The sequence below is a fragment of the Microbacterium sp. NPDC077663 genome (genome assembly GCF_044542795.1).
Classification (GTDB): Bacteria; Actinomycetota; Actinomycetes; order Actinomycetales; family Microbacteriaceae; genus Microbacterium.
Map to the genome: position 1 here is coordinate 479,367 of NZ_JBITVE010000003.1, position 23,514 is coordinate 502,880.

General features: G+C 70.8%; 25 protein-coding genes. 13 read left to right on the plus strand and 12 right to left on the minus strand.

Annotated elements, in window-relative coordinates:
- The first annotated feature begins 2 nt into the window (after nucleotides 1–2).
- The 6 genes from aspS to ACIGEP_RS14970 all read left to right on the plus strand — a co-directional run bounded on the left by aspS (nucleotide 3) and on the right by ACIGEP_RS14970 (nucleotide 6,712).
- Nucleotides 3–1,343 (plus strand): aspartate--tRNA(Asn) ligase, encoded by a 1,341-nt coding sequence (gene aspS / locus ACIGEP_RS14945; RefSeq protein WP_396662417.1) that lies wholly within the window; start codon nucleotides 3–5, stop codon nucleotides 1,341–1,343.
- Nucleotides 1,344–1,431: 88 nt separating this feature from the next.
- A complete protein-coding gene (locus ACIGEP_RS14950) occupies nucleotides 1,432–2,595 on the plus strand; it encodes a mechanosensitive ion channel family protein (RefSeq protein ID WP_396662418.1) in 1,164 nt (387 codons plus the stop codon).
- A 136-nt stretch (nucleotides 2,596–2,731) separates the two neighbouring features.
- Complete coding sequence (locus ACIGEP_RS14955; RefSeq protein WP_396662419.1) at nucleotides 2,732–3,868, plus strand: ABC transporter substrate-binding protein; 1,137 nt, start codon at nucleotides 2,732–2,734, stop codon at nucleotides 3,866–3,868.
- Complete coding sequence (locus ACIGEP_RS14960; RefSeq protein WP_396662420.1) at nucleotides 3,865–4,809, plus strand: ABC transporter permease; 945 nt, start codon at nucleotides 3,865–3,867, stop codon at nucleotides 4,807–4,809. Before ACIGEP_RS14955 ends, ACIGEP_RS14960 begins: the two co-directional genes overlap by 4 nt.
- A complete protein-coding gene (locus tag ACIGEP_RS14965; RefSeq protein WP_396662421.1) occupies nucleotides 4,797–5,609 on the plus strand; it encodes an ABC transporter permease in 813 nt (270 codons plus the stop codon). The genes ACIGEP_RS14960 and ACIGEP_RS14965 overlap by 13 nt, the downstream gene beginning before the upstream one ends.
- Nucleotides 5,606–6,712: an ABC transporter ATP-binding protein gene (locus ACIGEP_RS14970; RefSeq protein WP_396662422.1), complete on the plus strand. Its 1,107-nt coding sequence runs from the start codon at nucleotides 5,606–5,608 to the stop codon at nucleotides 6,710–6,712. The genes ACIGEP_RS14965 and ACIGEP_RS14970 overlap by 4 nt, the downstream gene beginning before the upstream one ends.
- Nucleotides 6,713–6,718: 6 nt before the next feature.
- Here the strand turns inward: ACIGEP_RS14970 and ACIGEP_RS14975 are convergent, their stop codons facing one another.
- The 5 genes from ACIGEP_RS14975 to ACIGEP_RS14995 form a co-directional block, all read right to left on the minus strand.
- Nucleotides 6,719–7,018, minus strand: a complete 300-nt coding sequence (locus ACIGEP_RS14975) for a Dabb family protein (protein ID WP_396662423.1) — start codon at nucleotides 7,016–7,018, stop codon at nucleotides 6,719–6,721.
- A complete protein-coding gene (locus ACIGEP_RS14980) occupies nucleotides 7,015–7,272 on the minus strand; it encodes a glutaredoxin family protein (RefSeq protein WP_396662424.1) in 258 nt (85 codons plus the stop codon). The genes ACIGEP_RS14975 and ACIGEP_RS14980 overlap by 4 nt, the downstream gene beginning before the upstream one ends.
- A gap of 96 nt (nucleotides 7,273–7,368) precedes the next feature.
- Nucleotides 7,369–7,467 (minus strand): 30S ribosomal protein bS22, encoded by a 99-nt coding sequence (locus tag ACIGEP_RS14985; protein ID WP_003792170.1) that lies wholly within the window; start codon nucleotides 7,465–7,467, stop codon nucleotides 7,369–7,371.
- Nucleotides 7,468–7,548: 81 nt separating this feature from the next.
- Complete coding sequence (locus ACIGEP_RS14990; protein ID WP_018186843.1) at nucleotides 7,549–7,740, minus strand: helix-turn-helix domain-containing protein; 192 nt, start codon at nucleotides 7,738–7,740, stop codon at nucleotides 7,549–7,551.
- 99 nt (nucleotides 7,741–7,839) lie between these two features.
- Entirely contained in the window at nucleotides 7,840–8,244 is a 405-nt protein-coding gene (locus tag ACIGEP_RS14995; RefSeq protein ID WP_396662425.1) for an ArsR/SmtB family transcription factor, read from the minus strand.
- Nucleotides 8,245–8,311: 67 nt separating this feature from the next.
- On the opposite strand from ACIGEP_RS14995, the gene ACIGEP_RS15000 reads away from it, so the two are divergent.
- Together ACIGEP_RS15000 and ACIGEP_RS15005 are read left to right on the plus strand one after the other, a co-directional pair.
- Nucleotides 8,312–9,754 (plus strand): TrkH family potassium uptake protein, encoded by a 1,443-nt coding sequence (locus ACIGEP_RS15000; RefSeq protein WP_396662426.1) that lies wholly within the window; start codon nucleotides 8,312–8,314, stop codon nucleotides 9,752–9,754.
- A complete protein-coding gene (locus ACIGEP_RS15005) occupies nucleotides 9,747–10,418 on the plus strand; it encodes a TrkA family potassium uptake protein (protein ID WP_064003900.1) in 672 nt (223 codons plus the stop codon). The genes ACIGEP_RS15000 and ACIGEP_RS15005 overlap by 8 nt, the downstream gene beginning before the upstream one ends.
- Nucleotides 10,419–10,424: 6 nt before the next feature.
- Here ACIGEP_RS15005 and ACIGEP_RS15010 read toward each other — a convergent pair whose 3' ends face one another.
- A complete protein-coding gene (locus ACIGEP_RS15010) occupies nucleotides 10,425–10,922 on the minus strand; it encodes a MarR family winged helix-turn-helix transcriptional regulator (RefSeq protein ID WP_396662427.1) in 498 nt (165 codons plus the stop codon).
- 64 nt (nucleotides 10,923–10,986) lie between these two features.
- Here ACIGEP_RS15010 and ACIGEP_RS15015 point away from each other — a divergent pair, with 64 nt between their 5' ends.
- Entirely contained in the window at nucleotides 10,987–12,234 is a 1,248-nt protein-coding gene (locus ACIGEP_RS15015; RefSeq protein WP_396662428.1) for an MFS transporter, read from the plus strand.
- A 9-nt stretch (nucleotides 12,235–12,243) separates the two neighbouring features.
- Here ACIGEP_RS15015 and proC read toward each other — a convergent pair whose 3' ends face one another.
- Complete coding sequence (gene proC / locus ACIGEP_RS15020; protein ID WP_396662429.1) at nucleotides 12,244–13,077, minus strand: pyrroline-5-carboxylate reductase; 834 nt, start codon at nucleotides 13,075–13,077, stop codon at nucleotides 12,244–12,246.
- Between the two features lie 43 nt (nucleotides 13,078–13,120).
- On the opposite strand from proC, the gene ACIGEP_RS15025 reads away from it, so the two are divergent.
- Nucleotides 13,121–14,233 carry an alpha/beta fold hydrolase gene (locus ACIGEP_RS15025; RefSeq protein WP_396662430.1) on the plus strand — a complete coding sequence of 371 codons (1,113 nt, stop codon included), beginning with the start codon at nucleotides 13,121–13,123 and terminating at the stop codon, nucleotides 14,231–14,233.
- Nucleotides 14,234–14,241: 8 nt separating this feature from the next.
- On the opposite strand, the gene tadA is transcribed toward ACIGEP_RS15025, so the two are convergent.
- Entirely contained in the window at nucleotides 14,242–14,670 is a 429-nt protein-coding gene (gene tadA, locus ACIGEP_RS15030) for a tRNA adenosine(34) deaminase TadA (RefSeq protein WP_396662616.1), read from the minus strand.
- Between the two features lie 67 nt (nucleotides 14,671–14,737).
- Here tadA and upp point away from each other — a divergent pair, with 67 nt between their 5' ends.
- A complete protein-coding gene (upp, locus tag ACIGEP_RS15035) occupies nucleotides 14,738–15,370 on the plus strand; it encodes a uracil phosphoribosyltransferase (RefSeq protein ID WP_251578538.1) in 633 nt (210 codons plus the stop codon).
- Here the strand turns inward: upp and ACIGEP_RS15040 are convergent.
- Complete coding sequence (locus ACIGEP_RS15040) at nucleotides 15,355–18,900, minus strand: TM0106 family RecB-like putative nuclease (RefSeq protein WP_396662431.1); 3,546 nt, start codon at nucleotides 18,898–18,900, stop codon at nucleotides 15,355–15,357. The two genes, upp and ACIGEP_RS15040, sit on opposite strands and share 16 nt — an antisense overlap.
- A gap of 100 nt (nucleotides 18,901–19,000) precedes the next feature.
- Here ACIGEP_RS15040 and ACIGEP_RS15045 point away from each other — a divergent pair, with 100 nt between their 5' ends.
- On the plus strand, nucleotides 19,001–21,067 hold the full coding sequence (locus tag ACIGEP_RS15045) for an NAD(+) synthase (RefSeq protein WP_396662432.1): 2,067 nt from the start codon (nucleotides 19,001–19,003) through the stop codon (nucleotides 21,065–21,067).
- Between the two features lie 23 nt (nucleotides 21,068–21,090).
- Nucleotides 21,091–21,648, plus strand: coding sequence for a nucleosidase (locus tag ACIGEP_RS15050; protein WP_396662433.1), 558 nt, complete (start codon nucleotides 21,091–21,093; stop codon nucleotides 21,646–21,648).
- 30 nt (nucleotides 21,649–21,678) lie between these two features.
- Here the strand turns inward: ACIGEP_RS15050 and ACIGEP_RS15055 are convergent, their stop codons facing one another.
- From ACIGEP_RS15055 to ACIGEP_RS15065, 3 genes are all read right to left on the minus strand, one after another.
- The gene (locus tag ACIGEP_RS15055; protein WP_396662434.1) at nucleotides 21,679–21,858 is read right to left on the minus strand and encodes a hypothetical protein; all 180 of its coding nucleotides are present in this window, start codon (nucleotides 21,856–21,858) and stop codon (nucleotides 21,679–21,681) included.
- Nucleotides 21,859–21,899: 41 nt separating this feature from the next.
- Nucleotides 21,900–22,280, minus strand: a complete 381-nt coding sequence (locus ACIGEP_RS15060) for a hypothetical protein (RefSeq protein WP_396662435.1) — start codon at nucleotides 22,278–22,280, stop codon at nucleotides 21,900–21,902.
- 61 nt (nucleotides 22,281–22,341) lie between these two features.
- The gene (locus tag ACIGEP_RS15065; RefSeq protein WP_396662436.1) at nucleotides 22,342–23,493 is read right to left on the minus strand and encodes an aminoglycoside phosphotransferase family protein; all 1,152 of its coding nucleotides are present in this window, start codon (nucleotides 23,491–23,493) and stop codon (nucleotides 22,342–22,344) included.
- Nucleotides 23,494–23,514: the final 21 nt, after the last annotated feature.

Consider the following 23,514-nt stretch of genomic DNA (forward strand, 5'->3'; position numbering starts at 1 on the left):
TCGTGAGTGAACGCACCCTCGTCCAGCAGCTGCAGTCCCGTGAAGACGGTCCCGTCTCGGTCTCCGGATGGGTCGAGACCGTCCGCGATCAGAAGAAGGTGCAGTTCGTCATCCTCCGCGACGAGACCGGCGCGGTGCAGCTCGTGAACCCGGCCACGCGCCCCGCCGAGGACGGCAGCGAGCAGGATGCCGCGGCTCTCGCCCTGACCGACCTGATCTCGAACCTCTCCACCGGCACCTTCCTGACGGCGACGGGCGAGCTCAAGCACGACGAGCGCGTGAAGCTCGGCGGCGTCGAGATCAAGATCGGCGGGCTCGACATCGCCGCAGCCGCGCTGCCCGAGACGCCCATCGCGGCCGACTCCGGCCTCGACAAGCGCATGGACTGGCGTTTCATCGACCTGCGACAGCGCCGCAACAACCTGGTCTTCCGGGTGCAGACGACCCTCGAGCACGCGATGCGCACGTACTGGGTCGAGCGCGACTACATCGAGGTCCACTCCCCGAAGCTCATGGCGTCGCCGTCCGAGTCCAACGCCGAGCTGTTCGAAGTGCCCTACTTCGAGGACAAGACCGCGTACCTCGCGCAGAGCCCCCAGTTCTTCAAGCAGATGGCCCAGGTCGCCGGCTTCGGCAAGATCTTCGAGATCGCCCCCGCCTTCCGCGCCGACCCCTCGTTCACCTCGCGCCACGCGACCGAGTTCACCTCGATCGACGCCGAGATCAGCTGGATCGACTCGCACGAGGACGTCGCCCGGATGCAGGAGGAGCTCCTGCAGACCGCCATCCGCGCCGTCGCCGACAAGCACGGCGACGAGATCAAGGCGCTCTTCGACATCGACGTGGTCGTCCCCGAACTGCCGTTCCCGCGCATCCCGCTCGCCGAGGCACGCGAGATCGTCGCGGCACGCGGCTACCAGATCCCCCGCACCGACGGCGACCTCGACCCCGAGGGCGAGCGGCAGATCGCGGCGCACGTGCAGGAGACCTACGGCCACCAGTTCGTCTTCATCACCGACTACCACCCCGAGATCCGCGCGTTCTACCACATGCGCGACGAGGCGACCGGGTTGACGAAGTCGTACGACCTCTTGTTCAACGGCGTCGAGATCACGACGGGTGCGCAGCGCGAGCACCGCGTCGACGTCCTGATCGAGCAGGCGAAGGAGAAGGGGCTCGACCCCGAGCACCTCGACTTCTACCTCGACTTCTTCCGCTTCGGCGCGCCGCCCCACGGCGGTTTCGGCATGGGCCTCGCCCGTGTGCTGATGCTGCTGCTCGGCCAGGAGTCGATCCGCGAGGTCACGTACCTCTTCCGCGGACCGACACGCCTGGCCCCCTAACACGGCACCCCGCACGTTCGGCAAGCGCTCGGTTTCGGCCGGGCGCTCGTCGTATCGTGGCTGACTCCTCGATCGGAAGGATCAGCCTGTGTGGGATCAATGGACGCAGTTCGGGGTCGCGGTCCTCATCGCCGTCGCCGCAGCCGCCGTCGCCGCCGTGATCGCGTCGATCGTGCTGGCGATCATCGCGCGCCGCCGGCGATGGGCCGGCGTGCTCAGCCGGCAGTCGCGCGCGCCGTTCCGGATGCTCGTGCTGGTCACAGCGCTCTGGGTCGCCGTCCGGGTGGCATTCCCCGATGAGACGTGGGGCGGCATCCTGTCGCGGATCCTCACCATCGCGATCATCGCGGCGAGCGCCTGGCTGCTCGCCTCGCTCGTGGTCGTCGCCACCGACATCGCGCTCGGCCGCTATCGGATCGACGTGCCCGACAACCGGGTGGCCCGCCGCATCCGTACGCAGACCCTCGTCGTGCGGCGCCTCGCGATCGCGATCATCGTGATCATCGGGATCGGGGCGGTCCTGCTGACCTTCGACTCGGTGCGGGCGGTCGGTGCGAGCGTCCTGGCCTCGGCCGGCATCGCCTCGGTCGTCGCGGGACTGGCGGCGCAGTCCGTCCTCGCCAACGTGTTCGCCGGGCTCCAGATCGTCTTCAGCGACTCGCTGCGCGTCGACGACGTGGTCGTGGCCGACGGCGAGTGGGGCCGCGTCGGCGAGATCACCCTGAGCTACGTCGTCCTCGACCTCTGGGACGACCGCCGGCTCGTCCTGCCGTGCACGTACTTCACGACCACCCCGTTCGAGAACTGGACCCGCCGCGGATCGGAGCTGCTGGGCGCCGTCGAGATGGACCTCGACTGGAACGTCTCGCCCGAGCGGATGCGAGAGCACCTGCACGAGATCGTAGCGGGAACCGACCTCTGGGACGGCCGCACCGCTGTGCTGCAGGTGACCGACGCGGTCGCCGGCTACGTGCGGGTCCGCATCCTGGTGACCGCGAAGGACGCGCCCACGCTCTTCGATCTGCGCTGCCTGGTCCGGGAGGCCATGGTGACGTGGGTGCAGCGCACCATGCCCGACGCGCTGCCCGTGCAGCGGGTGCGGATGACGGATGACGCTGGTGCCGCGCCGGGCGAGGACACCGAGACCCGCCCTCACGACGGTCTGTTCACGGGGAGCGTCGAGGCCGAGCGCCGCGCGTCGACGTTCACCAACGCGATTCCGATCGTCCGCCAGACCGACCCGGAGCACTGAGCGCCCACCCGTTCCCCGACGGTCACCGGCCGTTCATCCGCCGGGGGCCGCGGGTCCATCCGGCGGTCGTAGCTTCCCCTCGTCCCCCTGCGCGCAGCGCTCATGTGCACGCGCAGGACCACCCGAGAGGAATCGCATGTCCCGTCTGTTCCCGCGCCGCGCGTCCGTCGCCGTCGGCCTCACCACCATCGCCGCGCTGTCGCTGGCGGCCTGCGCCGGCAGCCCCGACGCCGAGAACGCCGCCGGCGAGGGCTCCGCGGCGGCCACCGCGACCAGCGTCGCCGACTTCGGCTCGTTCGCCGACCTCGAGGCCGCGGCGAAGGCCGAAGGCAACCTCAACGTCATCGCGCTGCCCCGCGACTGGGCGAACTACGGCGAGATCCTCGACCTGTTCGCCGACCGGTACCCCGAGATCACGATCAACGAGCAGTCCCCCGACATCTCGAGCGCCGAGGAGATCACGGCCGCCGAGACGAACGAGGGCCTCGACACCGCCCCGGACGTCTTCGACCTCGGCCTCACTGTCGCCCTCCAGAACACCGATCGCTTCGCGGCCTACAAGGTGCAGACCTGGGACGAGATCCCCGACGCGCTGAAGGAGCCCACCGGCCTGTTCGTGGGCGACTACGGCGGCTACATGTCGGTCGGCTACGACTCCGCGAAGTTCGACGCCCCCGCGGAGCTCGATGATCTGCTCGGCGACGAGTACCGCGGTTCGGTCGCGATCAACGGCGACCCCACACAGGCGGGCGCGGCTTTCGCCGCCGTCGGCCTCGCGGCGGTGCAGTCCGGCGGCACGCTCGACGACTTCCAGCCCGGCATCGACTTCTTCAGCGAGCTGAACAAGGCCGGCAACATGCTCAAGCTCGACGTCACGAGCGCGACGGTCGCGAGCGGCGAGACGCCGGTCGTCTTCGACTGGGACTACCTCAACGCCGCGCACAAGGCCGACGTCCCCACCTGGGAGACGGTGGTCTTCGACGGCGTCGGCTACGCCGGGTACTACAACCAGGCCATCAACGTCGACGCGCCGAACCCGGCCGCGGCCCGACTGTGGCAGGAGTTCCTGTACAGCGACGAGGTGCAGAACCTGTGGCTGAAGGGCGGCGCACGTCCCGTTCGCATGGAGGCGATGACCGACGCCGGCACGATCGACGCCGACCTCGCCGCCGCGCTCCCCGAGGCCCCGGCCGAGACCGTGGTGCCGACCGAGGCGCAGTCGACCGCTGCCGGCGAGCTGCTCGGCGCGAACTGGGCCGCCGCGGTCCAGTGACGACGACCGCACCGGCGGGGGGCCCGGCGACGGATTCCCCGCTCGGCGCACCCGAGGGGTCGGAGCAGCACGCTCCGGCCCCTCGTGGGCGGCGCCGCATCGACTGGTCGTGGCTCGGGCTCGCCCCCTTCGCCGCCTACCTGGCCCTGTTCCTGGTCCTGCCCACCGTCCTCGCACTCGCGACCGGGTTCGTCGATGGGTCGGGAGCCCTCACCGGCGACAACATCGCCGCGCTCGTCGATCCCGTGGTCCTGACGACCTTCGCGAACTCGACCTGGGTCTCGCTGCTCACCGCCGCCATCGGCGCCGTGGTCGGCGGACTCGTCTGCTTCGCGATGCTCGGTCTCTCCGAGACCGGAATCGTCCGCACGACGGTGGATGCGGCATCCGGGGTGCTCGCGCAGTTCGGCGGCGTGATGCTGGCCTTCGTCCTCATCGCGACCATCGGGACGCAGGGGGTCGTGACGCGTCTGCTCAGCGACCTCTTCGGGCTGCAGATCTTCGCAGACGGCGCCTGGATCTACGCGCTCCCCGGCCTCATCCCCGCCTACGTCATCTTCCAGGTGCCCCTCATGGTCATCACGTTCATGCCGGCGCTGTCGGCGCTGAAGCCCCAGTGGCTCGAGGCGCACCTCACACTCGGCGGAACGCTGCGCAGCTTCTGGCCGCAGATCGGGATGCCGGTGCTCGCCCCGTCCTTCCTCGCCAGCTTCCTGCTGCTGTTCGCCAATGCGTTCTCGTCCTATGCGACGGCGGCCGCCCTCGCCAGCCAGGGATCCCAGATCGTCCCGCTGCAGATCCGCACCGCCCTCACAAGTGAAACCGTGCTCGGTCGCGAGAATCTCGCCGGGGCACTCGCCCTCGGCATGATCGTCGTCGTCGCGGTCGTGATGGTCGCCTACGCCCTCATCCAGCGCCGCGCCGCCCGGTGGCGGTCGTGAGCCCGGCGACGCTGGCTCCCTCGAGGGCGACGCGCTGGACGATCGGGCTCGTCGTCGGGCTCGTCTTCGCCGTCCCCTTCGTCGCAACGGCGCTGTTCACCCTCACCGCAGCTGACGGCTCCCTCACCCTCGACCGCTGGGCGGCATTGTTCGACCCGGCCCGCGCGGCGACCTACCGACCGGTGTGGACCGGCCTGGTCAACTCCCTCATCCTGGCGACCGTGACGGTGGGGGTCGTCCTGTTCGTCTTCGCGCCCACGATGGTCCTCGTGAACCTCCGGTTCCCCCGGCTGCGCCGCACCTTCGAGTTCCTCGCGCTCCTTCCCATCACGATCCCCGCGATCGTCCTCGTCGTGGGTCTCGCGCCGATCTACCTGCAGATCGGCCGCACCTTCGGTACCGGCGCGTGGACGCTCGCCTTCGCCTACGGCGTCCTGGTCCTGCCCTTCGCCTACCGCTCGATCCAGGCCGCGATCGACGCCGTCGACCTCGCGACGCTGACCGAGGCGGCGCGCACGCTCGGCGCGGGATGGCCGACCGTCCTGGTGCGCGTGGTGGCGCCGAACCTGCGGCAGGGGCTGCTCGCGGCATCCCTCATCTCCGTCGCCGTCGTCCTCGGCGAATTCACCATCGCGTCGCTCCTGAACCGTCAGGTGCTGCAGACGGGCCTCGTCGTCATCAACAAGCAGGATGCCTGGGCCTCAGCGATCTTCACCCTGCTGGCGCTGGCCTTCGCCTTCGTCCTGCTCCTCGTCATCGGCCGCGCAGGACGCGTCGGCACCGGAAGGAAGACCCCGTGACCCTCGACCCCACCCCCACCGCCCGGGCCCTCCCCCGGACGGCCGACAACACCCTGCTCGCCGGCGCGAGCGAGGGGACCCGTGTGGAGCTGCGCGGCATCGTGAAGGACTACGGCCCGACCCGTGTGCTGCACGGTGTCGACCTGGACGTCGCGCCCGGCGAGTTCGTCTCGCTGCTCGGCCCGTCCGGATGCGGCAAGACCACCGCTCTGCGTGTCGTCGCCGGTTTGGAGGACGCCACCGACGGGATCGTCGCCTTCGGCGGGACGGATGTCTCGCGGGTGCCGACGAACAAGCGCGACATCGGGATGGTGTTCCAGGCGTATTCGCTGTTCCCCCACCTGCGCGTGGTCGACAACGTGGCGTTCGGCCTGCGCCGCCGACGCGTGGACACCGCCACGGCCCGGCGCCGTTCGGGCGAGGCCCTCGACCTCGTCGGCCTCGGCCACCTCGCCGACCGCTTCCCCCATCAGCTCTCCGGTGGGCAGCAGCAGCGTGTCGCGCTCGCCCGTGCCCTCGTGACCGAACCCCGCGTCCTGCTGCTCGACGAGCCGCTGTCGGCACTCGACGCGAAGGTCCGCGTGCAGTTGCGCGATGAGATCCGCCGCATCCAGCTGCGCCTGGGGATCACGACGATCTTCGTCACCCACGACCAGGAGGAAGCGCTCGCGGTGTCCGACCGCATCGCCGTCATGGCGGCGGGTCGCATCGCTCAGATCGGTACGCCCGAGGACCTCTACCTGCGGCCGGCCACACCCGACGTCGCGGGGTTCGTCGGGCTCTCCAGCGCGGTCCCCGGTGTCGCCTCGGCCGGTGCCGTCGAGATCTGGGGCGCCTCCGTGCCGGTCCACGGCGACGTTGTCGACGGCGCCGTCGACGCGCTCGTGCGGCCCGAGAACGTGCGACTCGTCGGCGCGGGCGACGGGATCGGCGCCGTGGTCGAGGAGAGCACCTTCCTGGGCAGCATCCGCCGCACCCTCGTCCGCACGGACGACGGTGCCCTGGTGCGGCTGCAGCATCCCGCCGACGACCGACTGGAGTACGGCGAGCGCGTCCGCATCGCGGTGGCGCCGGTTCCGGTGCCGGTCAAGGCGCGCGACTGAGCGGCGTCAGACCTCGAAGTCGACGGCCATCCGGCCGCCCGCGACGCGGCGGATGAACGCCGCCGCCTCCTGGTGGGCGGGATGGGTCTGATAGGCCTCGAGCGCATCGAGGTCGTCGACGTCCATGACCAGCGACACGTCGGCGTTCGCCTCGGGGACGGCGACGTTGGTTCCGACGCTCAGCGACCGGATCACCGGAACCGATGTCTCGAGACCGCGCAGCAGGCGCACGACCTCGGCCGCGTGCTCGGCGCGGGTGCCCGCATCCTCGGCGGCCATCTTCCAGACGACGACGTGACGGATCATGCGGATTCCTTCTGGGTCAGCGCGGAGCGCAACCGGTCGGCGGACAGCCGCCAGTGGGCGTGCAGCTCGCCGTCGATGAGGACGACGGGGATCTTCTCCCACCACGTCGCGTACAGCGCCGGGTCCTCGGCGATCGAGAGCTCCTCGACCTCGACCCGCCCCTCCGGGAGATCGGCCACGACCGTGTCGACGATCTCGCGCGCCACGTCGCAGAGGTGGCAGTCGGGTTTGGAGATGAGGGTGAGTGCGGTCACGGCATCCATTCTCCCCCGCTCATCCGCCCTGCGGACGCAACACGAAGCGCCCCGACGACCGGCGGACCGGTCGGGGGCGCTTGTGTGCGATGCCGCTTACTTCTTGTTGCGGCGCTGGTGGCGAGTCTTGCGAAGCAGCTTGCGGTGCTTCTTCTTCGCCATGCGCTTGCGGCGCTTCTTGATGACTGAACCCACGGTAAACCTCACTAAGTCGGGGTCTGGACGCGCGGTGTCGGCGTCCGGGAACGGCAAGACGGAAAAATGCCTCGGATCAGTCTAGCCGACGTCGGCGATAGGACGTTGCAGTGCTGCGGTGACCGCGGTCTCGGGGACGCGATAGCTGCGGCCGAAGCGCACGGCGGGCAGTTCGCCGGAGTGCACGAGGCGGTAGACGGTCATCTTCGAGACGCGCATGAGGTCCGCGACCTCCGCGACCGTGAGAAAGCGCACATCCGAGATGTCCGACATGGTGTCCCCTTTATGGTGTTCTGCCCCCATGAATGCCTCCACATTAGGGGGTCGCTGGGACGCGTGTAAACCTGTGTGACTCGTGTGGCTGCGGGCCCCTCAGCGTCCGGGGAGCTTGTTGAACACGCTCGTGACGGCATGCTTCGCCGACGCCGCCGCGCGACCCACGACCTCGGCGGCATGAGCCGCGCCGTCCGGGAGGGCGGGCGTCGCCGGCAGATCGTCGTCATCCACCGCGAAGAAGGGGAACAGCCAGTCGTCCACCGCGTCCAACGGCGCCGGAGAGAGGCTGTAGTACCGATGCTGCCCCTCTTCGCGCACAGAGACGAGGGATGCCTCGCGCAGTACCTTCAGGTGCTTCGAGACCGTCGGCTGACTGACGCCCAGGGCGGAGACGATCTGCGAGACGCTCGTCCCCTTCTCCCCCGACGCCCCTCGCTCGCGCAGCAGCTGGAGGATGTCCCGACGGGTCCCGTCGGCGATCACGTCGAAGATGTCCGCCATGGCATTAGGTTAGCCCGCCCGCGCGCGGGAGTACCATGACAACGATCCGAACGAGAAAGGGGCGCGGATGACGGGCCTTACCGTCGACGAGCGCGCTCCCCGGCGCGGACCGGCGTGGCATCGACGGGTATTCTCCGCGATGCGCGACCTGGCCACCGCGTCACCTTCGCGTTTCGCCGTCCTCATCTTCTCGGCCCTCATCCTTCTCTTCACGGCGATCTTCTCGCTGCCCGTGATGGCCTCGGACGGCCGCGTCACCCCACTCCCCGACGCGCTGTTCACGGCGGTGTCGACGATCTGCGTGACCGGACTCTCGACGGTCGACATGGCGACCCACTGGTCGCCGCTGGGTCACGTCGTGGTCTTCATCGGCGTCAACGTGGGCGCCCTCGGGGTCCTCACCCTCGCCTCGATCCTCGGCCTGGTCATCTCCAAGCGCCTGGGCCTTCGAGCCAAGCTCCTCGCGGCGGGCGACAGCAACCCCATGCGGGCCCACGGCGGTCCGGTGAACGAGGGACAAGCGGTGCGCCTCGGCGAGGTGGGCCAGCTGCTGGCGACGGTCGCACTCTCGACCCTCGTGATCGAGGCGGCCCTCGCCGTCCTCCTCTACCCGATGCTGCTGGCCAGCGGCATCGATCCGCTGACCGCCCTCTGGGAGGCCCCGTACTACGCGGCCATGGCCTTCACGAACACGGGGTTCGCGCCGAACTCCGAGGGACTGGCGCCGTTCGCGCAGAACTACCTGCTGCTCAGCGTGCTCATGGCGGGCGTCTTCCTCGGGTCGATCGGCTTCCCCGTCATCTACGCGCTGTGGAAACACCACTGGCACGTGCGACGCTGGTCGATCCACGTCAAGCTGACGCTCATCACGACGGTCGTCCTGTTCTTCGCCGGCGCGATCGCGTTCGTGATCCTGGAATACGGCAACCCCAAGACCTTCGGGACGATGGATGCCTGGGACACCACGTTCCAGGCCCTGTTCCTCTCCGCGATGACCCGCTCCGGCGGCTTCTCGATCATCGACATCGGCGAGCTGCACGAGTCCTCCATCGTCGTCGGATCGATGCTCATGTTCGTCGGCGGCGGGTCCGCGTCGACCGCGGGAGGGATCAAGGTCACCACCCTCGCCGTCCTCGCCCTGGCGGTCTGGTCGGAGGCCAAGGGCCGCCCGAGCGTCTCGGCGTTCGGCCGCCGCATCCCGAGCGACGTGCAGCGCGTGGCCCTGTCGGTCGTCGCGTGGGGGGCCACCATCGTCGCCCTCTCGACGATCGCGATCGCGCACCTCACGAAGGCACCCCTCGACGAGGTGCTCTTCGACGTCGTGTCGGGCTTCGCCACCGTGGGTCTGTCGACGGGACTCACGCAGGAGCTCCCCGACCCGGCCGTGTTCGTCATGGCGCTGACGATGTTCATGGGCCGCGTTGGTACAGTGACACTCGCCGCGGCGGTGGCCGCGACCAGCCGAACGCAGCACTACGCGCTGCCCGTGGAAAGGCCCATCGTTGGTTGAGCAGTTGCGCAGCGATTCGCCCGTCCTCGTCATCGGACTCGGTCGCTTCGGCGCCGCGTGCGCGGGCGAGCTCGACCGCCTCGACCGCGACGTCCTCGCGATCGACGACAACCTGGACCTCGTTCAGAAGTGGTCCGAACGGGTCACGCATGCCGTCCAGGCCGATGCGCGCAACATCGAGGCGCTGAAGCAGATCGGCGCGCAGGACTTCCAGGTCGCCGTCGTCGCCGTGGGCTCCTCCATCGAGGCATCCGTCCTCATCACGGCCAACCTCGTCGACCTCAAGGTCCCGCAGATCTGGGCGAAGGCGGTGTCGCAGTCGCACGGCAAGATCCTGGCCCGCGTCGGCGCCAACCACGTCATCTACCCCGAACGCGAGGCCGGTGAGCGCGTCGCGCACCTGGTCAGCGGGCGGATGCTGGACTTCATCCGCTTCGACGACGACTTCGTCCTCGCCAAGATGTACCCGCCCCGCTTCATCCGCGGCGTCGGCCTCAACGAGTCGGGCGTCCGGTCGAAGTACAACGTGACCGTCGTCGGCGTGAAGAGCCCCGGCAAGCCGTTCCGCTACGCCGAGGCGACCACGGTCGTGACCAACCACGACCTCATCATCGTGTCGGGGACCAACTCCGACATCGAGCGCTTCGCGTCGCTCGACCGCTGAGCCGGGTCAGAGCTCGCGCTGCGCGTTCGCGAGCAGCCGCGCGAGCAGGTCGGCGAGGGTCTGCCGCTCCGCGTCGCTGAGCCCGTCGAGGAGCCTCTGATCGTGAGCGAGCGCGCGCGGCATCTCGCGCTCGACGACGGCACGACCGGCATCCGTCAACGAGAGCTGGACGGCCCGCCCGTCGCGGTCGGATCGCTCGCGGCGGAGGAGTCCCGCCGCCTCGAGCCGGTTCGTGAGCTTCGTCGTCGCCGCGCCGCTGAGCATCGTCTCGGCGGTCACCTCGCTCGCCCGCAGCGGCCGTCCGGTGCGGGCGAGCGCGCACAGCACGTCGAACTCGGAACGCGAGACACCGCTGTCGGCGAGCAGTCGTTCGATCTGCGCCGTCGCCAGCACGGAGGCGCGGTTGAGTCTGCCCCACACGTCGATGGGCGAGGTGTCCATCGCGGGCATCTCCGCCGCCCAGGCGGCGCGGATCCGATCGATGAAGTCGGCGCGCTCGGTCACCGTTCCACTGTAGCGAGGCATCCGCTTTAGTTTACTGGTGAATTATCGGTGTACAATCGGAGGAATGACCGCGCTCGACACCCGAACCCGCCCCGCCACCCCCACACCCCGCCTGCTGTCGCAACCGGCGGCCGTCTGGGCCATCGCGTTCGCGGCGATGGTGGCGTTCATGGGCATCGGACTCGTCGGCCCCATCCTTCCGACCGTCGCGTCCGCGTTGCAGGCGACCCCCGTCCAGACCTCGCTGCTGTTCACGAGCTACCTCACCGTGACCGCGTCGGCGATGTTCTTCACGAGCTGGCTGTCGACCCGCATCGGCACCCGGGCGGTCATGATCCTCGGTCTCGCCGTCATCGGCCTCGCCGCCATCGGCTGTGCCCTGTCGCCGACCATCGGCGCCCTCATCGGGTTCCGTGCCGTCTGGGGCCTCGGCAACGCGCTGTTCCTCTCCACGGCACTCGCCTCGATCGTCTCCGCCTCGGGCGGGCGCAGCGAGCACGCCGTGATCTTCTACGAGGCGGCACTCGGGATCGGCCTGGCCGTCGGACCGCTGCTGGGCGGACTGCTCGGCGAGATCGGCTGGTTCGCCCCGTTCTGGGGGACCGCCTCCCTCTTCGCCGTCGGCGTCGCCGCCCTGGTCGCGCTCGTCCGGGATCCGGGCCACGCCGCCCGTCGCAGCACGGTGGGCGCCCCCTTCCGCGCGTTCGCCGACCGTGGCCTGCTCGCGATCAGCATCGTCGCGTTCCTCTACAACGCGGGCTTCTTCGTGACCCTGTCGTACACGCCGTACGCCCTCGAGCTGCCGGCCGTCGGCATCGGCCTCGTCATGATGGGCTTCGGCGTCGGACTCGCGATCGCGGGCGTCGTGATCGCCCCGCAGCTGACCCGGCGCTTCTCGGTCGTCTCGGTGCTGTTCTGGTTCCTCGTCGCGTTCGCCGCGACGCACGTCCTCGCCGCGCTGAGCGCAGGCTCGCGGCCGCTGCTGATCGTGTGCGTCGTGCTGCTGGGCATCGAGATCGGTGCGGTGAACACGATCCTCACCGAGGCGGCGATGGAGGCGACCACCCTGCCGCGCGCCGTCGCGAGCTCCGCCTACTCCGGATTCCGCTTCTTCGGCGGCGCGATCGGCGCCCCCGTCGGTACCGCGCTGGCCGTCTTCGGGGTCGGAGCGCCCTACGCCGCCGCCGCGATCTCGGCCGCGCTCGGCGCCGCGCTCCTGTTCGCGCTGCGTCGCCTCATCGGCCGCGCCGACCACACCGCCCAGCTGAGTGAGCGGACGACCGCAGAGGATCTCACCCTCGGCGACGCCTGAACGGATGCCTCAGACGCCGCTCGCGAGCTCGCGGGCGCGGGCGAGTGCGGCATCCGTCGCCTGCGAGAAGAGCCCGTCGAGGTTCGCCGTCTGCAGGACGCCGACGGCGCGCTCGGTCGTGCCCTTCGGGCTCGTGACCCGTCGGCGCAGCTCCGCCGGGTCGTCCCCCGTCGCCTCGAGCAGAGCGGCCGCGCCGATGAACGTCTGCTCCGCCATGAGACGCGCGTCGTCCTCGTCGAACCCCTTGCCCCGCGCGGCCTCGGTGAGCGCCTCGATGAGCAGGAAGACGTAGGCCGGCCCCGACCCCGAGATGGTGGAGAGCGCGTCGATCTGCGCTTCGGGCACCTCGATCACGACACCGCACGTCTCGAACAGCGCTCGGACCAGCCCGACATGCTCGGCGGTCACGGTCGAGCCCGCCGCGAGACCGGTGACGGCCTTGCCGACCACGGCCGGCGTGTTCGGCATCGACCGGATGACGGGGATCTCGGGCCCCACGATCGACTCGAACGTCTCGATCGTCACACCCGCCGCCAGGCTCACGACGATCGTCCCCGGCCGCAGCGAGCCGGCGATCTCGCGCAGCAGGTCGGGGACCATCGCAGGCTTGACGCCTACGAGAACGATGTCAGCGGATGCCGCGGCATCCGCGTTCGCCGACGGGTCGTCCGCGAGGGCGAGGCTCGTCACCGCCTCGAGCCCCGCGAGCTCGCTCGCCTTGGCGGCCGTGCGGTTGGTCACCACGACAGACGCGGCCTGACCCGAGCGGGAGATGCCCTGCGCGATCGCACCTCCCATCGAGCCGGCTCCGAGGATGGCGACGGGCGGGAGGTGGTGCGTCATGCGTTCCATCCTGTCATCCACCCCCGCGGCTTATCATCGCCTCATGACCCTCCTCGACGGAATCACGTCCCGCATCATCGACACGGACCGGCTGAGCGTCAACATCCTCGAGCGCGCCGGGGACACCGCCGACGCCGCACCCGAGCGCACCGTCGTCCTGCTGCATGGCGCCCTGTCATCCGCCCTCGTCTGGCAGGAGCTCATGCAGGATCTGCCGACCGAGTTCCGGGTCGTCGCCGTCGATCTGCGCGGATTCGGCGGCACGGAGCACATGCCGGTCGACGCCTCGCGCGGCGTCCGAGACCTGAGCGACGACGTGGCCGCCACCCTCGCAGAACTCGGCATCGAGGCCCCGCACCTCGTGGGGTGGGATGTCGGGGGTGCCGTCGCGCTGCAGTTCGCCCTCGACCACCCGGTGCGCAGCATCCTGCTCGAGTCCCCGATCTCCCCGTTCGGTCTGGGCGGCACCCGGCTCGACGGCTCCCGGCTGACCGACGACGACGCCGGCTGCGGCGCAGGCGCCGCCAATCCCGAGTTCGTCCGCCGGCTGACCGCGCGCGAGACCGGCACCGAGGCATCCACCTCACCGCGGAGCGTCTTCCGGGCGACCTTCGTCGCGGAGGGGTTCGAGACCGAGCACGAGGACCTGTGGATCGTAGCCATGCTCTCCACCTCGACCGCGACGGGCACCTACCCCGGCGAGTCCGTGACGAGCCCCCACTGGCCCGGCTACGCGCCCGGCCGATTCGGCGTGCTCAACGCCCTGGCGCCCCGGAACTTCGACGTCTCGGTCATCGTCGACCTGCCCGAGAAGCCCCCGATCCTCTGGGTGCGGGGCGCGCTCGACCCGGTCATCTCCGACACGTCGTTCTCCGACCCGAACCACCTCGGCGCCCTGGGGATCATCCCCGGCTGGCCCGGTGCCGACGTCGCCCCCGCACAGCCGATGGTGTCGCAGACCCGCGAGGTGCTGCGCCGCTACACGGATGCCGGGGGCATCGCCACCGAGCTCGCCTTGCCGGGCGTCGGCCACACGCCGCATCTCGAGCGCCCCGCGGTCTTCCGGCGCGCGCTGCTGGAGCTGACGGGGTACATCGGTTCCCCTGCCTCACCCGCACCGCCGACCGAGGCGATCATCCTCAGTTCGTCGGACTGACGGATCGCTCAGCGCTTCGCGTCGAAGAAGTCCCGCAGCAGTCCTGCTGCCTCGGAAGCGCGGACGCCGCCGAGCACCTCGGCGCGGTGCGGCAGCCGCCGGTCGCGCAACAGGTCGTGCACCGATCCCGCCGCCCCCGCCTTCTCGTCCCACGCGCCGAACACGACGCGCGCGACGCGGGTCTGCAGGATCGCCCCCGCGCACATGACGCACGGCTCGAGCGTGACGACGAGGGTGCAGTCGTCGAGGTTCCACGAACCGAGAGCGGATGCCGCCGCCCGCAACGCCACGACCTCGGCGTGTGCGAGCGGGTCGCCGTCGCGCTGGCGAAGGTTCCGTCCCTCCCCCACGATGCGTCCGGCCCGCGTCACGACCGCCCCGACCGGCACGTCGTCGTGCGTCGACGCCTGCGTGGCGAGCTCGAGGGCCCGCACCATCGCCGCATCGTCGGCAGCGGGGACGGGCAGACTCACGTCGTCAGCGTAGCCCCGCTAGCCTGGACCCATGCGTGTGCACGTCGCCGACCACCCCCTCATCACCCACAAGCTCACGGTGCTGCGCGACAAGCGCACGACCTCACCGGTGTTCCGTCAGCTGACGGCGGAGCTGATCACCCTCCTCGCCTACGAGGCGACCCGCGGCGTCCGCGTCGAGGAGATCGAAATCGAGACGCCGGTCACCCGGACGACGGGTCTCAAGATCAGCGAGCCGCGTCCTCTCGTGGTCCCCATCCTGCGCGCTGGCCTCGGCATGCTCGACGGGATGACGACGCTCCTGCCGACGGCGGAGGTGGGCTTCCTCGGGATGGCGCGCAACGAGGAGACCTTCGAGCCGTACACGTACGCCGAGCGTCTCCCCGACGACCTCAGCGACCGCCAATGCTTCGTCCTCGACCCGATGCTCGCGACGGGCGGCTCACTCGGCGCGGCGATCGACTTCCTCTTCGCCCGCGGCGCGCAGGACGTCACCGCGGTCTGCATCCTCGCCGCCCCCGAAGGTCTCGCCGCGATCGAGAAGCAGGTCGGCGACCGTGACGTCACCCTCGTGCTGGGCGCCCTCGACGAGCGCCTCAACGAGAAGGGCTACATCGTTCCCGGGCTCGGCGACGCGGGCGACCGCCTCTACGGAACGGTCTGAGGCGGAACGGTCTGAGCCGGCACGGTCTGCGGGTCGGCCGTGACGGCGTCCGACAAAATGCCACCGACACCGACCAGGCGGGCGAAGGCGCTCAGCCGCGCGACCCCGTCGGGCGTGCGCGGCAGGTCGTCGAGTAGACCTGTGCTGTAGACCACGAACGCGGTGTACATCGCGCGGGAGACGGCGACGTTGATGCGGTTCTGCAAGAGCAGGAACTCGAGTCCCCGCGGCGCGTCCCGCCCGGACGAGGCCGCGAGCGAGACGATGACGACGGCTGCCTCCTGACCCTGGAAGCGGTCGACCGTACCGACGCGGACACCGGGGAACCCTGCTGCCGCGAGGGTCTCCTCCACCAGCACCTGCTGGGCGTTGTAGGGCGTCACGACGATGACGTCCTCCGCGCCCAGCGGACGGGTCCGCTCGCCGTCGGTCCAGCCGGTGCCGACGAGGTCGCGGACGATGCGGACGACCTCGTCGGCCTCCTCGGGTGACTGCGTCGCGTTGCGCGTGTGCGCGAGCGGAACGGGGATGACGCCTGCCGGAACTCCGTCGAGCCGGCGCAGCGCCGTGTCGGGGTGCGCCTCGAGCTGACCGTCGTAGGCCAGTTGCGAGACCGGCTCGGCGACCTCGGGTCGCATCCGCCGGGTGCGGGCGAGGAAGTAGCCGCGGTCGGCGGGGATCACGGCGTGATCGTCCATCACCCACCCGAGCGCCGAGGTGTCGACCGGCTCGGGGTGCGTGCCCTGGCTGACCTGCGGCAACTGCTGCGGGTCGCCGAGCAGCAAGAGCCGACGGGCTGCAGCGGAGACCGCGATCGTGGAGGCGAGCGAGAACTGCCCCGCCTCGTCGATGACGAGCAGGTCGAGCGAGCGACGGGCGACCCGACCGGTGTGGGTGAGGTCCCAGGCCGTGCCGCCCACGACGAACCCGGCGGGCTGCGACTCGATGTAGGCCGCGAGCTGGTTCTTCGCGATCACGGTGAACCGCTCGTCCCCGGTCGCGGGCCCCTTGGGCGCCTTCGCGACCTGAGCCGGGTCGAGCCCGGCGTCGACGATGCGCTCGAGCATGTGCTCGACGACGTTGTGCGACTGGGCGACCACGCCGATGCGGAAACCCCGCTCGCGCACCAGCCGCGCCACGACGTGCGAGCCGACGTACGTCTTGCCGGTGCCGGGTGGGCCCTGCACCGCGAGGTAGCCGTCGTCGAGGCCGATAAGCGCCGCTGCGATGTCGGCGACATCGTCACCCGTGCGCGGAAGCGGACCCTCGTGCCGCGGCGGGCGCCGCGTCAGGAGATCGGTCGCCGGATCGGCGGGGAGCGCGGGGGCCGCCGCCAGGACCGCATCCGCCCATTCGTCGATCGCAGCTTGCTGGCTGCCCGCGCGAGGCGGGGCGGGCGGGGTCAGGGCCACGGGCAGCTCCTGCCACGTGAAGCCCTGGTAGGCGCTCTCCTCGATCACGACGCCGTCGTCGAGGACGTCGACGACGTACACCGAACGCGCCGCGTGGATCCACCGCGGGCTCGTCTCGATCGGGAACGGTGCCGGCAACTCGTACACGGCGTACGGGCTCTGGCCGACGGTGAGGCGGGTACCGGGGGCGAACTCGCCGCGGATCTCGACCACGCGGCGCACGGCGGTGAGGCCCTCGGGACGGTGCCAGTCGGTCAGGACGCGACAGCGGTCGCGATCGACGACCACGACGTCGCGAGTGTCCTCCCACACCGACACCGGTTCGCGCAGCCGCAAAAAGTGCGTGGCCCAGAAGGTCTTGGCCTCGCGAGGGTAGTAATCGATGGCCGCCGCGCCCAGGCGGAGGGCCTGCGCGGTCGCCTCGTCCTCGGCATCCGCGGCGAATCGGGCGAGCGCCTCCGCGCGCGGCGACGGCTCGTACACGGCCTCACCCGCCTCGGGCTCGCGCGACGGGACGAGCTTCGCCTCACGGGCGCGTTCGACGAGCCAGTCCCGCAGGCGGCGGGTCGACACGCAGTCGTAGCGGTTGTAGTCGGCGAGGTCGTCGAGGATGAGGCGCGCCGCCGCATCGTCGCCGGCGTCCTGCAGCGCCCGCGCCTCGACGTAGCGGACGATCGAATCGTCCCCGCGCTGCACGTCGCTCGTGCGGACCTCCTCGCCCATGTAGAGAGGCTCGAGCTTCTTGATCGAGTACGACCGGGAGCCGACGCGCAACGCACGGCGGACGATCGGATAGAGGTCGACGAAGACGCCGTCGCGCAGCAGCCGGTCGACGGCGGCCTCACCCACGCCGTGCCGCGCCGCCATCGCGAGCAGGTGCGTCGGCTCGTACGGGGCGTAGTGATAGATGTGCATGCCGGGGTGCGTGCGACGGCGGACGGCGACGAACTCGAGGAACTCCTCGAGCGCGCGCTTCTCGTCGGCGAAGGAGTGCGCCCACAGGGCCGAGTACTGCTCGGTCTCGTCCACCCAGCCGAACAGGTAGTCGATGCCCCACTGCACCGCAGCGCCCTCGGTGTAGAGCGGATCGCCCTCGAAGTCGAAGAACAGGTCGCCATGGTCGGGGCGGGGAAGGGCGCCGAGCGCCTTGGGGAAGACGACGTCGTAGGTGGGTCTCGCGGGGCCGACCCGCGCCGGACCGTCGTCCACACCGCCGGCGGGGCTCTCGAGCTGCAGTCGCGCCTGGGTGCGGAGTCCGGAGAAGGTGTCCCACGACATCCGCGGCGGAGCCTCGCGGGAGGCCGCCAGATCGTCGATCGTCACGACCCCCGCAGCCCGCAGGCGATCGCGCTGGACGGGACGCATCCCGGCGACCAGGAGCAGGTCGCGGTGCGCGACGACCTCGAGGTCGCACGTCGCGCAGCGGCCGCAGGCGACGACACGGAGCTCGCCTCGGTCATCGCCCCACGGGATCGGCGATCCCGAGGCGCCCGCGGGCACGTCGCGGTCGGCGATGAGCGCGCGCAACCGATCGCGGCGCAGGCCGAAGACGGGAAGCAGATCGCGCACGGCATGGGTCGAGACCGTGCCGTCGCCGAGCAGCAACTGCACCTCGTCGGCCCGGGGGACGCCGAGGCGGTCGAGCTGGTCGACGTATGCCGCGAGCTGCATCAGAGCGGTTACCCGCGCATGCCGGGCGAGCTTGGTGTCCTGCACGATCCAGCGGCCGTCGGCGGCGCGGACGAGGAAGTCGGCGAAGCCCACGAACTCGTCGGTCGAGAAGGCCGCCTGATAGACGACGTGCACGGCGGGGTCGGCGAGGGCCGCATCCGTCACGGCGACGGCAGCCGCGAGGCCCGCGGCGTCCGACGACCGCGTCTCGGGGATCTCGACCACCGCACCCGGGTGGGCCGTTCGGTACGCCTCGTACACGCGGAGTTCGTGCTGGGTGCCGAGACGGCCCGCGCGCTCGAGCGTGAGGTCCTCGGGGTCCTCGACCGCCGCGATCCGGCCGAGCTTCGCGTCGATCGCCCGCAACCAGGCGAACTCGCACTCGGCTGCGGCTTTCAGGTCGCTCGCGCTCCAGACGATCCGGCCGTCGTCTTCGATGTATCGCATGATCCCCTCTCGGGAATCGACACTATCCGCGGTCGCCGACATGCCCGCCGGGCTCGTACAAGCCCGGCACGGCCGGCCGGGCACCTGACAGACTGGAGCCGTGACCCAGGACCTGCCCTTCGAGAACCCGTACCGGCACGGTTACGCCCGCGTCGCCGCGTGCACGGTGCCGGTGGCGATCGCCGACCCCGCGGCCAACGCGGACGCGATCCTGGCGAGCGCCCGTGCCTGCCACGACGAGGGCGTCGCCGTGGCGGTCTTCCCCGAGCTGGGGCTGACCGGGTACGCGATCGAGGACCTCGTCATGCAGGACGTCGTCCTCGATGCCGTCCTCGTCGCCATCGACCGGCTGGCCGCGGCATCCGTCGATCTCGGACCCCTGCTGATCGTCGGTGCGCCGCTGCGGATCGAGAACCGGTTGTACAACTGCGCCCTCGTCATCCACCGCGGCCGCGTGCTCGGCGTCGCGCCGAAATCCCACCTGCCCACCTACCGCGAGTTCTACGAATCCCGGTGGTATGCCCGCGGTGACGACGCTCCCACCCGCATGACCCTCGGGGATGAGGACGTGCCGGTGGGCACCGACCTGCTCTTCGAGGCGACGGACGTCCCCGGCCTCGTCGTCCACGCGGAGATCTGCGAGGACTTCTGGGTACCCGTGCCGCCGTCCTCCCACGCGGCACTCGCGGGCGCGACCGTGCTCGCCAACCTCTCGGGCAGCCCCATCACGATCGCGCGCGCCGAGGACCGCCGCATTCTGGCGCAGTCGCAGTCCTTCCGGTGCCTCGCCGCCTATGTCTACGCCGCCGCCGGTCAGGGCGAGTCGACCAACGACGTCTCGTGGGACGGCCAGACGATCATCTACGAGAACGGCGCCCCGCTCGCCGAGACCGAGCGCTTCCCCGACGGGCCGCGCCACGCGATCGCCGACGTCGACCTCGACCGGCTGCGCCAGGACCGGCTGCGGCAGGGCACGTTCGAAGACAACCGGCGCACCGTCGGGGTGCCCGTCCGCCGCATCCCGTTCACCGTCGCACCCGCGGCATCCGTGCGCGGACTGCGGCGCCCGATGGACCGCTTCCCCTTCGTGCCCGACGACCCCGCCCGCCTCGACCTCGACTGCTACGAGGCGTTCAACATCCAGGTGTCGGGCCTCGAGCAGCGACTGCGCGCCATCGGGCAGCCGAAGCCCGTCATCGGGGTCTCGGGAGGGCTCGACTCCACCCACGCGCTGCTCGTGACCGCACGGGCGATGGACCGGCTGGGCAGGCCGCGCAGCGACATCCTCGCCTTCACGATGCCGGGCTTCGCCACCGGCGAGCACACGAAGTCGAACGCGATCGCGCTCGCCGAGGCGATCGGCGCGACCATCGAGACGATCGACATCCGTCCGATGGCCACCGAGCTGCTGAAGGGACTGGGGCACCCGTTCGCCGAGGGCGAGCCGGTCTACGACGTCACGTTCGAGAACGTGCAGGCGGGCGCGCGAACCGACTTCCTGTTCCGCCTCGCGAACCAGCGCGGCGGCATCGTCATCGGCACTTCCGACCTGTCCGAACTCGCCCTCGGCTGGGCGACCTACGGCGTCGGTGACCACATGGCGCACTACGGCGTGAACGCAGGCGTTCCGAAGACCCTCATCCAGCACCTCATCCGGTGGGTCATCGCCCACAGCGACGAGTCGGGCACGACCCTCACCGACCGGGCGAAGGAGGTGCTGCAGGCGGTCCTCGACACCGAGATCAGCCCCGAGCTGGTGCCGGCCGGCGCCGACGGCAAGGTGCAGTCGACCGAGAGCACGATCGGCCCCTACGCGCTGCACGACTTCACGCTCTTCCACGTGTTGCGCTACGGCTTCCGCCCGTCGAAGATCGTGTTCCTGGCCGAACAGGCGTGGGCGGACGCGGATGCCGGAGCGTGGCCGCCCGGCTTCCCCGAGGATGAACGGTTCGCCTTCGACCGCGAGACGATCGTGCGCTGGCTGCGGGTGTTCCTGCAGCGCTACTTCGGATTCGCGCAGTTCAAGCGCAGCGCCGTCCCGAACGCGCCCAAGGTGTCGCCCGCGGGCTCGCTCTCGCCGCGAGGCGACTGGCGCGCGCCCTCGGACGGCAACGCGGCGGCGTGGCTCGCCGAGCTCGATGCGGCTTTCCCGCGGCCGGCGGCCTGACACACGGGTGGGATGATGGAGCGGTGAAGCTCCTCGTCGCCGCCCTCGATTCCGAACTGGTCGCCTTCCCGGAGGAGCTCCCCGGCTTCGACCGACTCGTGACGGGGCCGGGCAAACTGCAGGCGACCTACGCGCTGACGCGGGCACTCGATCGCGGCGAGTACGACGAGATCGTGGTGGTCGGCACGGCGGGCTCGGTCGACCCCGCGGCGACCGGTGTGCACGACGTGACCACCGCTCTGCAGCACGACGTCTCGGACGTCGACGGCATCGCCGGGCAGCACGTGTCGCTGCCGACGACGGTGTCGATCGCGGGACGCGACGGCACGATCATCGCGACCGGCGACCATTTCGTGGACGACGCCGGCACCGTCGAGGCGATCCGCGCGCTCGGCGGCACGCTCGTCGACATGGAGGCGTACGCCTACATCTGGGTGGCGCAGCAGTTCGGCGTGCCCATCCGCGTGCTCAAGGCCGTGTCGGACAGCGCGCAGGACGACGCGATCACCGACTGGCGCGATGCGGTCGCCGCGTGCAGCGTGCAGCTGCGCGAACGCATCACCGAGCTCTACGGCGTCTGAGGACTGGAGGCCCGGGCGCCGCGGCGAGCCTCAGGCGTCGCGACGGGCGAAGAGCGACCGCAGGACGAAGAAGACGATCAGCGCGACGATCGCGACGAGGATGAGCTTCCCGACGAGGAAGACCGCCTTCAGCGCGATGTCCACGACGATCCATGCGATGACGATCGCGATGATGACACCGAGGATCGTCCAGATCATGCCCTTCTTCATACGTCCAGCCTAAGGGCCTGGGCAGGCGAGGGGTTCCGGGGTCAGTTCGACGGGGCGGATGCCGCCGTCGCCGGCGTCGCGGGCGTCACCGGCGACGGGGGTGTGAGCGGCGACGGCGGTGTGGCCTGCGTCACCGGCGTCGGCGGCGTGACCGGAGTGGTCGCGGAGGGCGGGGTGACGGGACTCGGCGTCGGGGTCACGGCCGTGACGACCTTCGCGGTGTCGTCCGTCACGTCCATCTTCACGGGGGTGGAGCCGTCGAGGGTCGGCGTCGATTTGCCGGTCACCTGACCACCGGGGAGGGTCGTCCCCTCCGCGTCACGCAGATCCATGGCGGTGGCGGCGGCGGTCGCGCCGCCGGCGATGAGGCCCAGACCGACGATGCCGGTCACTCCGTACGCGATCCACTTCTTGGTCTTCATGATCCTGTCTCCTGATCGAGGGGCGGGTACTCGCCCGATGGCACCAGCCTGACGGACGGGGCTAAGCCGACTCGAAGGCGTTCATGAGAGCGCCCTTATGTTCGCCGCGTCCGTCGCGCAGGGCGGCCGCCACCCGCAGCAGCCCGCGGGCTCGTGCCCGGTCTCCCGCATCCACCGCGGACAGCGCGTGCCCGACGAGGTGCGCGGCCGTGAAGGAGGCGCTGTCGGGGACATTCCGCCACCGGGCCCAGGCGGCATCCGCCACCTCCCACAGCGCGCCGGCGGCATCCGCACCCGACAGCGTCGCGCTCGCGATCGTGTGGGCGAGGAAGGCCGCCACGTCGTCCGCGGGGTGTCCGATCCCCGCGGTGTCGACGTCGATCAGACCGGTCAGCTGCCCGCTGTCGTCGACGAAGAGCTGACCGAGGTGCAGATCGCCGTGCACACCCACGGATGCCGCGGCGGTGTGGCCGGCGTCGCGGGGCATCTCCTCGAGGAGGACGTCGATGCCGGCGTCGACTCCGCGCAGGCGGGATTCGTACCACCCCCGTCGCGTCGCGATCGAGATCCGCGCTCTGCCCTCGAGCGACGCGGCGGCGATCCGCGTGCACAGCTCGTCCACCCGGTCGAGGAGGGGCTCGGCGGCGAGGGCGCCGGCCGCCACTGCGCCGATGGCCGGTGTCCCCGGGGCGTGGGTCGTGACGAGTATGCCGTCTGGCGCCCACCCTCGCACCCCGGGCACCGGGAGGCCCGCTGAACGGAACGCGGTGTGCAGGTCCACGATGCGCTCGACGCGCCGCGGGCGGACGACCTTGACCCAGACCGGCTCGCCGTCGGTGTCCGCGCGGACGACGGCACGGCGACCCGGCCGGTAGGCGACCAGGACCGGAGTGCCCTCACTCTGGGAACCGAGTCGCGCCAGGAGGATCGACAACGCCTCACCGAATGCGACGGGAGCGAGCGCGGGCAGGTGCGGGTCGGCCGGGTGCATCCAGATGCGCGCGACTCCCTCCAGCGCGAGACCGGTCTCGGCCCGGACCGGGAGGAGGGACGTGTCCACGTAGGCGTGCACCTCGGTCTCACCGGGCAGCCGGAAGCCGGCCACGGTCCCCTCGCCGAGCGGCTCCCGGCCGATCGGGACCAGCTGCGACTCCTCGAGGTCGAGGGCGTCCGCGAGCAGGGCGGCCTCGGGTGTCACGGCGGGCGCAGGCATGCCTCGATCCCATCACGATGA

Bases quoted from the DNA above. Each gene is read 5' to 3' on its own strand.
- ACIGEP_RS14955 (WP_396662419.1), top strand. From the start codon at position 2,732: ATGTCCCGTCTGTTCCCGCGCCGCGCGTCCGTCGCCGTCGGCCTCACC.
- proC (WP_396662429.1), bottom strand. From the start codon at position 13,077: ATGACGCACCACCTCCCGCCCGTCGCCATCCTCGGAGCCGGCTCGATG.
- ACIGEP_RS15015 (WP_396662428.1), top strand. From the start codon at position 10,987: ATGACCGCGCTCGACACCCGAACCCGCCCCGCCACCCCCACACCCCGC.
- ACIGEP_RS15065 (WP_396662436.1), bottom strand. From the start codon at position 23,493: ATGCCTGCGCCCGCCGTGACACCCGAGGCCGCCCTGCTCGCGGACGCC.
- ACIGEP_RS15025 (WP_396662430.1), top strand. From the start codon at position 13,121: ATGACCCTCCTCGACGGAATCACGTCCCGCATCATCGACACGGACCGG.
- tadA (WP_396662616.1), bottom strand. From the start codon at position 14,670: ATGGTGCGGGCCCTCGAGCTCGCCACGCAGGCGTCGACGCACGACGAC.
- upp (WP_251578538.1), top strand. From the start codon at position 14,738: ATGCGTGTGCACGTCGCCGACCACCCCCTCATCACCCACAAGCTCACG.
- ACIGEP_RS14975 (WP_396662423.1), bottom strand. From the start codon at position 7,018: ATGATCCGTCACGTCGTCGTCTGGAAGATGGCCGCCGAGGATGCGGGC.
- ACIGEP_RS15000 (WP_396662426.1), top strand. From the start codon at position 8,312: ATGACGGGCCTTACCGTCGACGAGCGCGCTCCCCGGCGCGGACCGGCG.
- ACIGEP_RS15040 (WP_396662431.1), bottom strand. From the start codon at position 18,900: ATGCGATACATCGAAGACGACGGCCGGATCGTCTGGAGCGCGAGCGAC.
- ACIGEP_RS14990 (WP_018186843.1), bottom strand. From the start codon at position 7,740: ATGTCGGACATCTCGGATGTGCGCTTTCTCACGGTCGCGGAGGTCGCG.
- ACIGEP_RS14995 (WP_396662425.1), bottom strand. From the start codon at position 8,244: ATGGCGGACATCTTCGACGTGATCGCCGACGGGACCCGTCGGGACATC.
- ACIGEP_RS15055 (WP_396662434.1), bottom strand. From the start codon at position 21,858: ATGAAGAAGGGCATGATCTGGACGATCCTCGGTGTCATCATCGCGATC.
- ACIGEP_RS15060 (WP_396662435.1), bottom strand. From the start codon at position 22,280: ATGAAGACCAAGAAGTGGATCGCGTACGGAGTGACCGGCATCGTCGGT.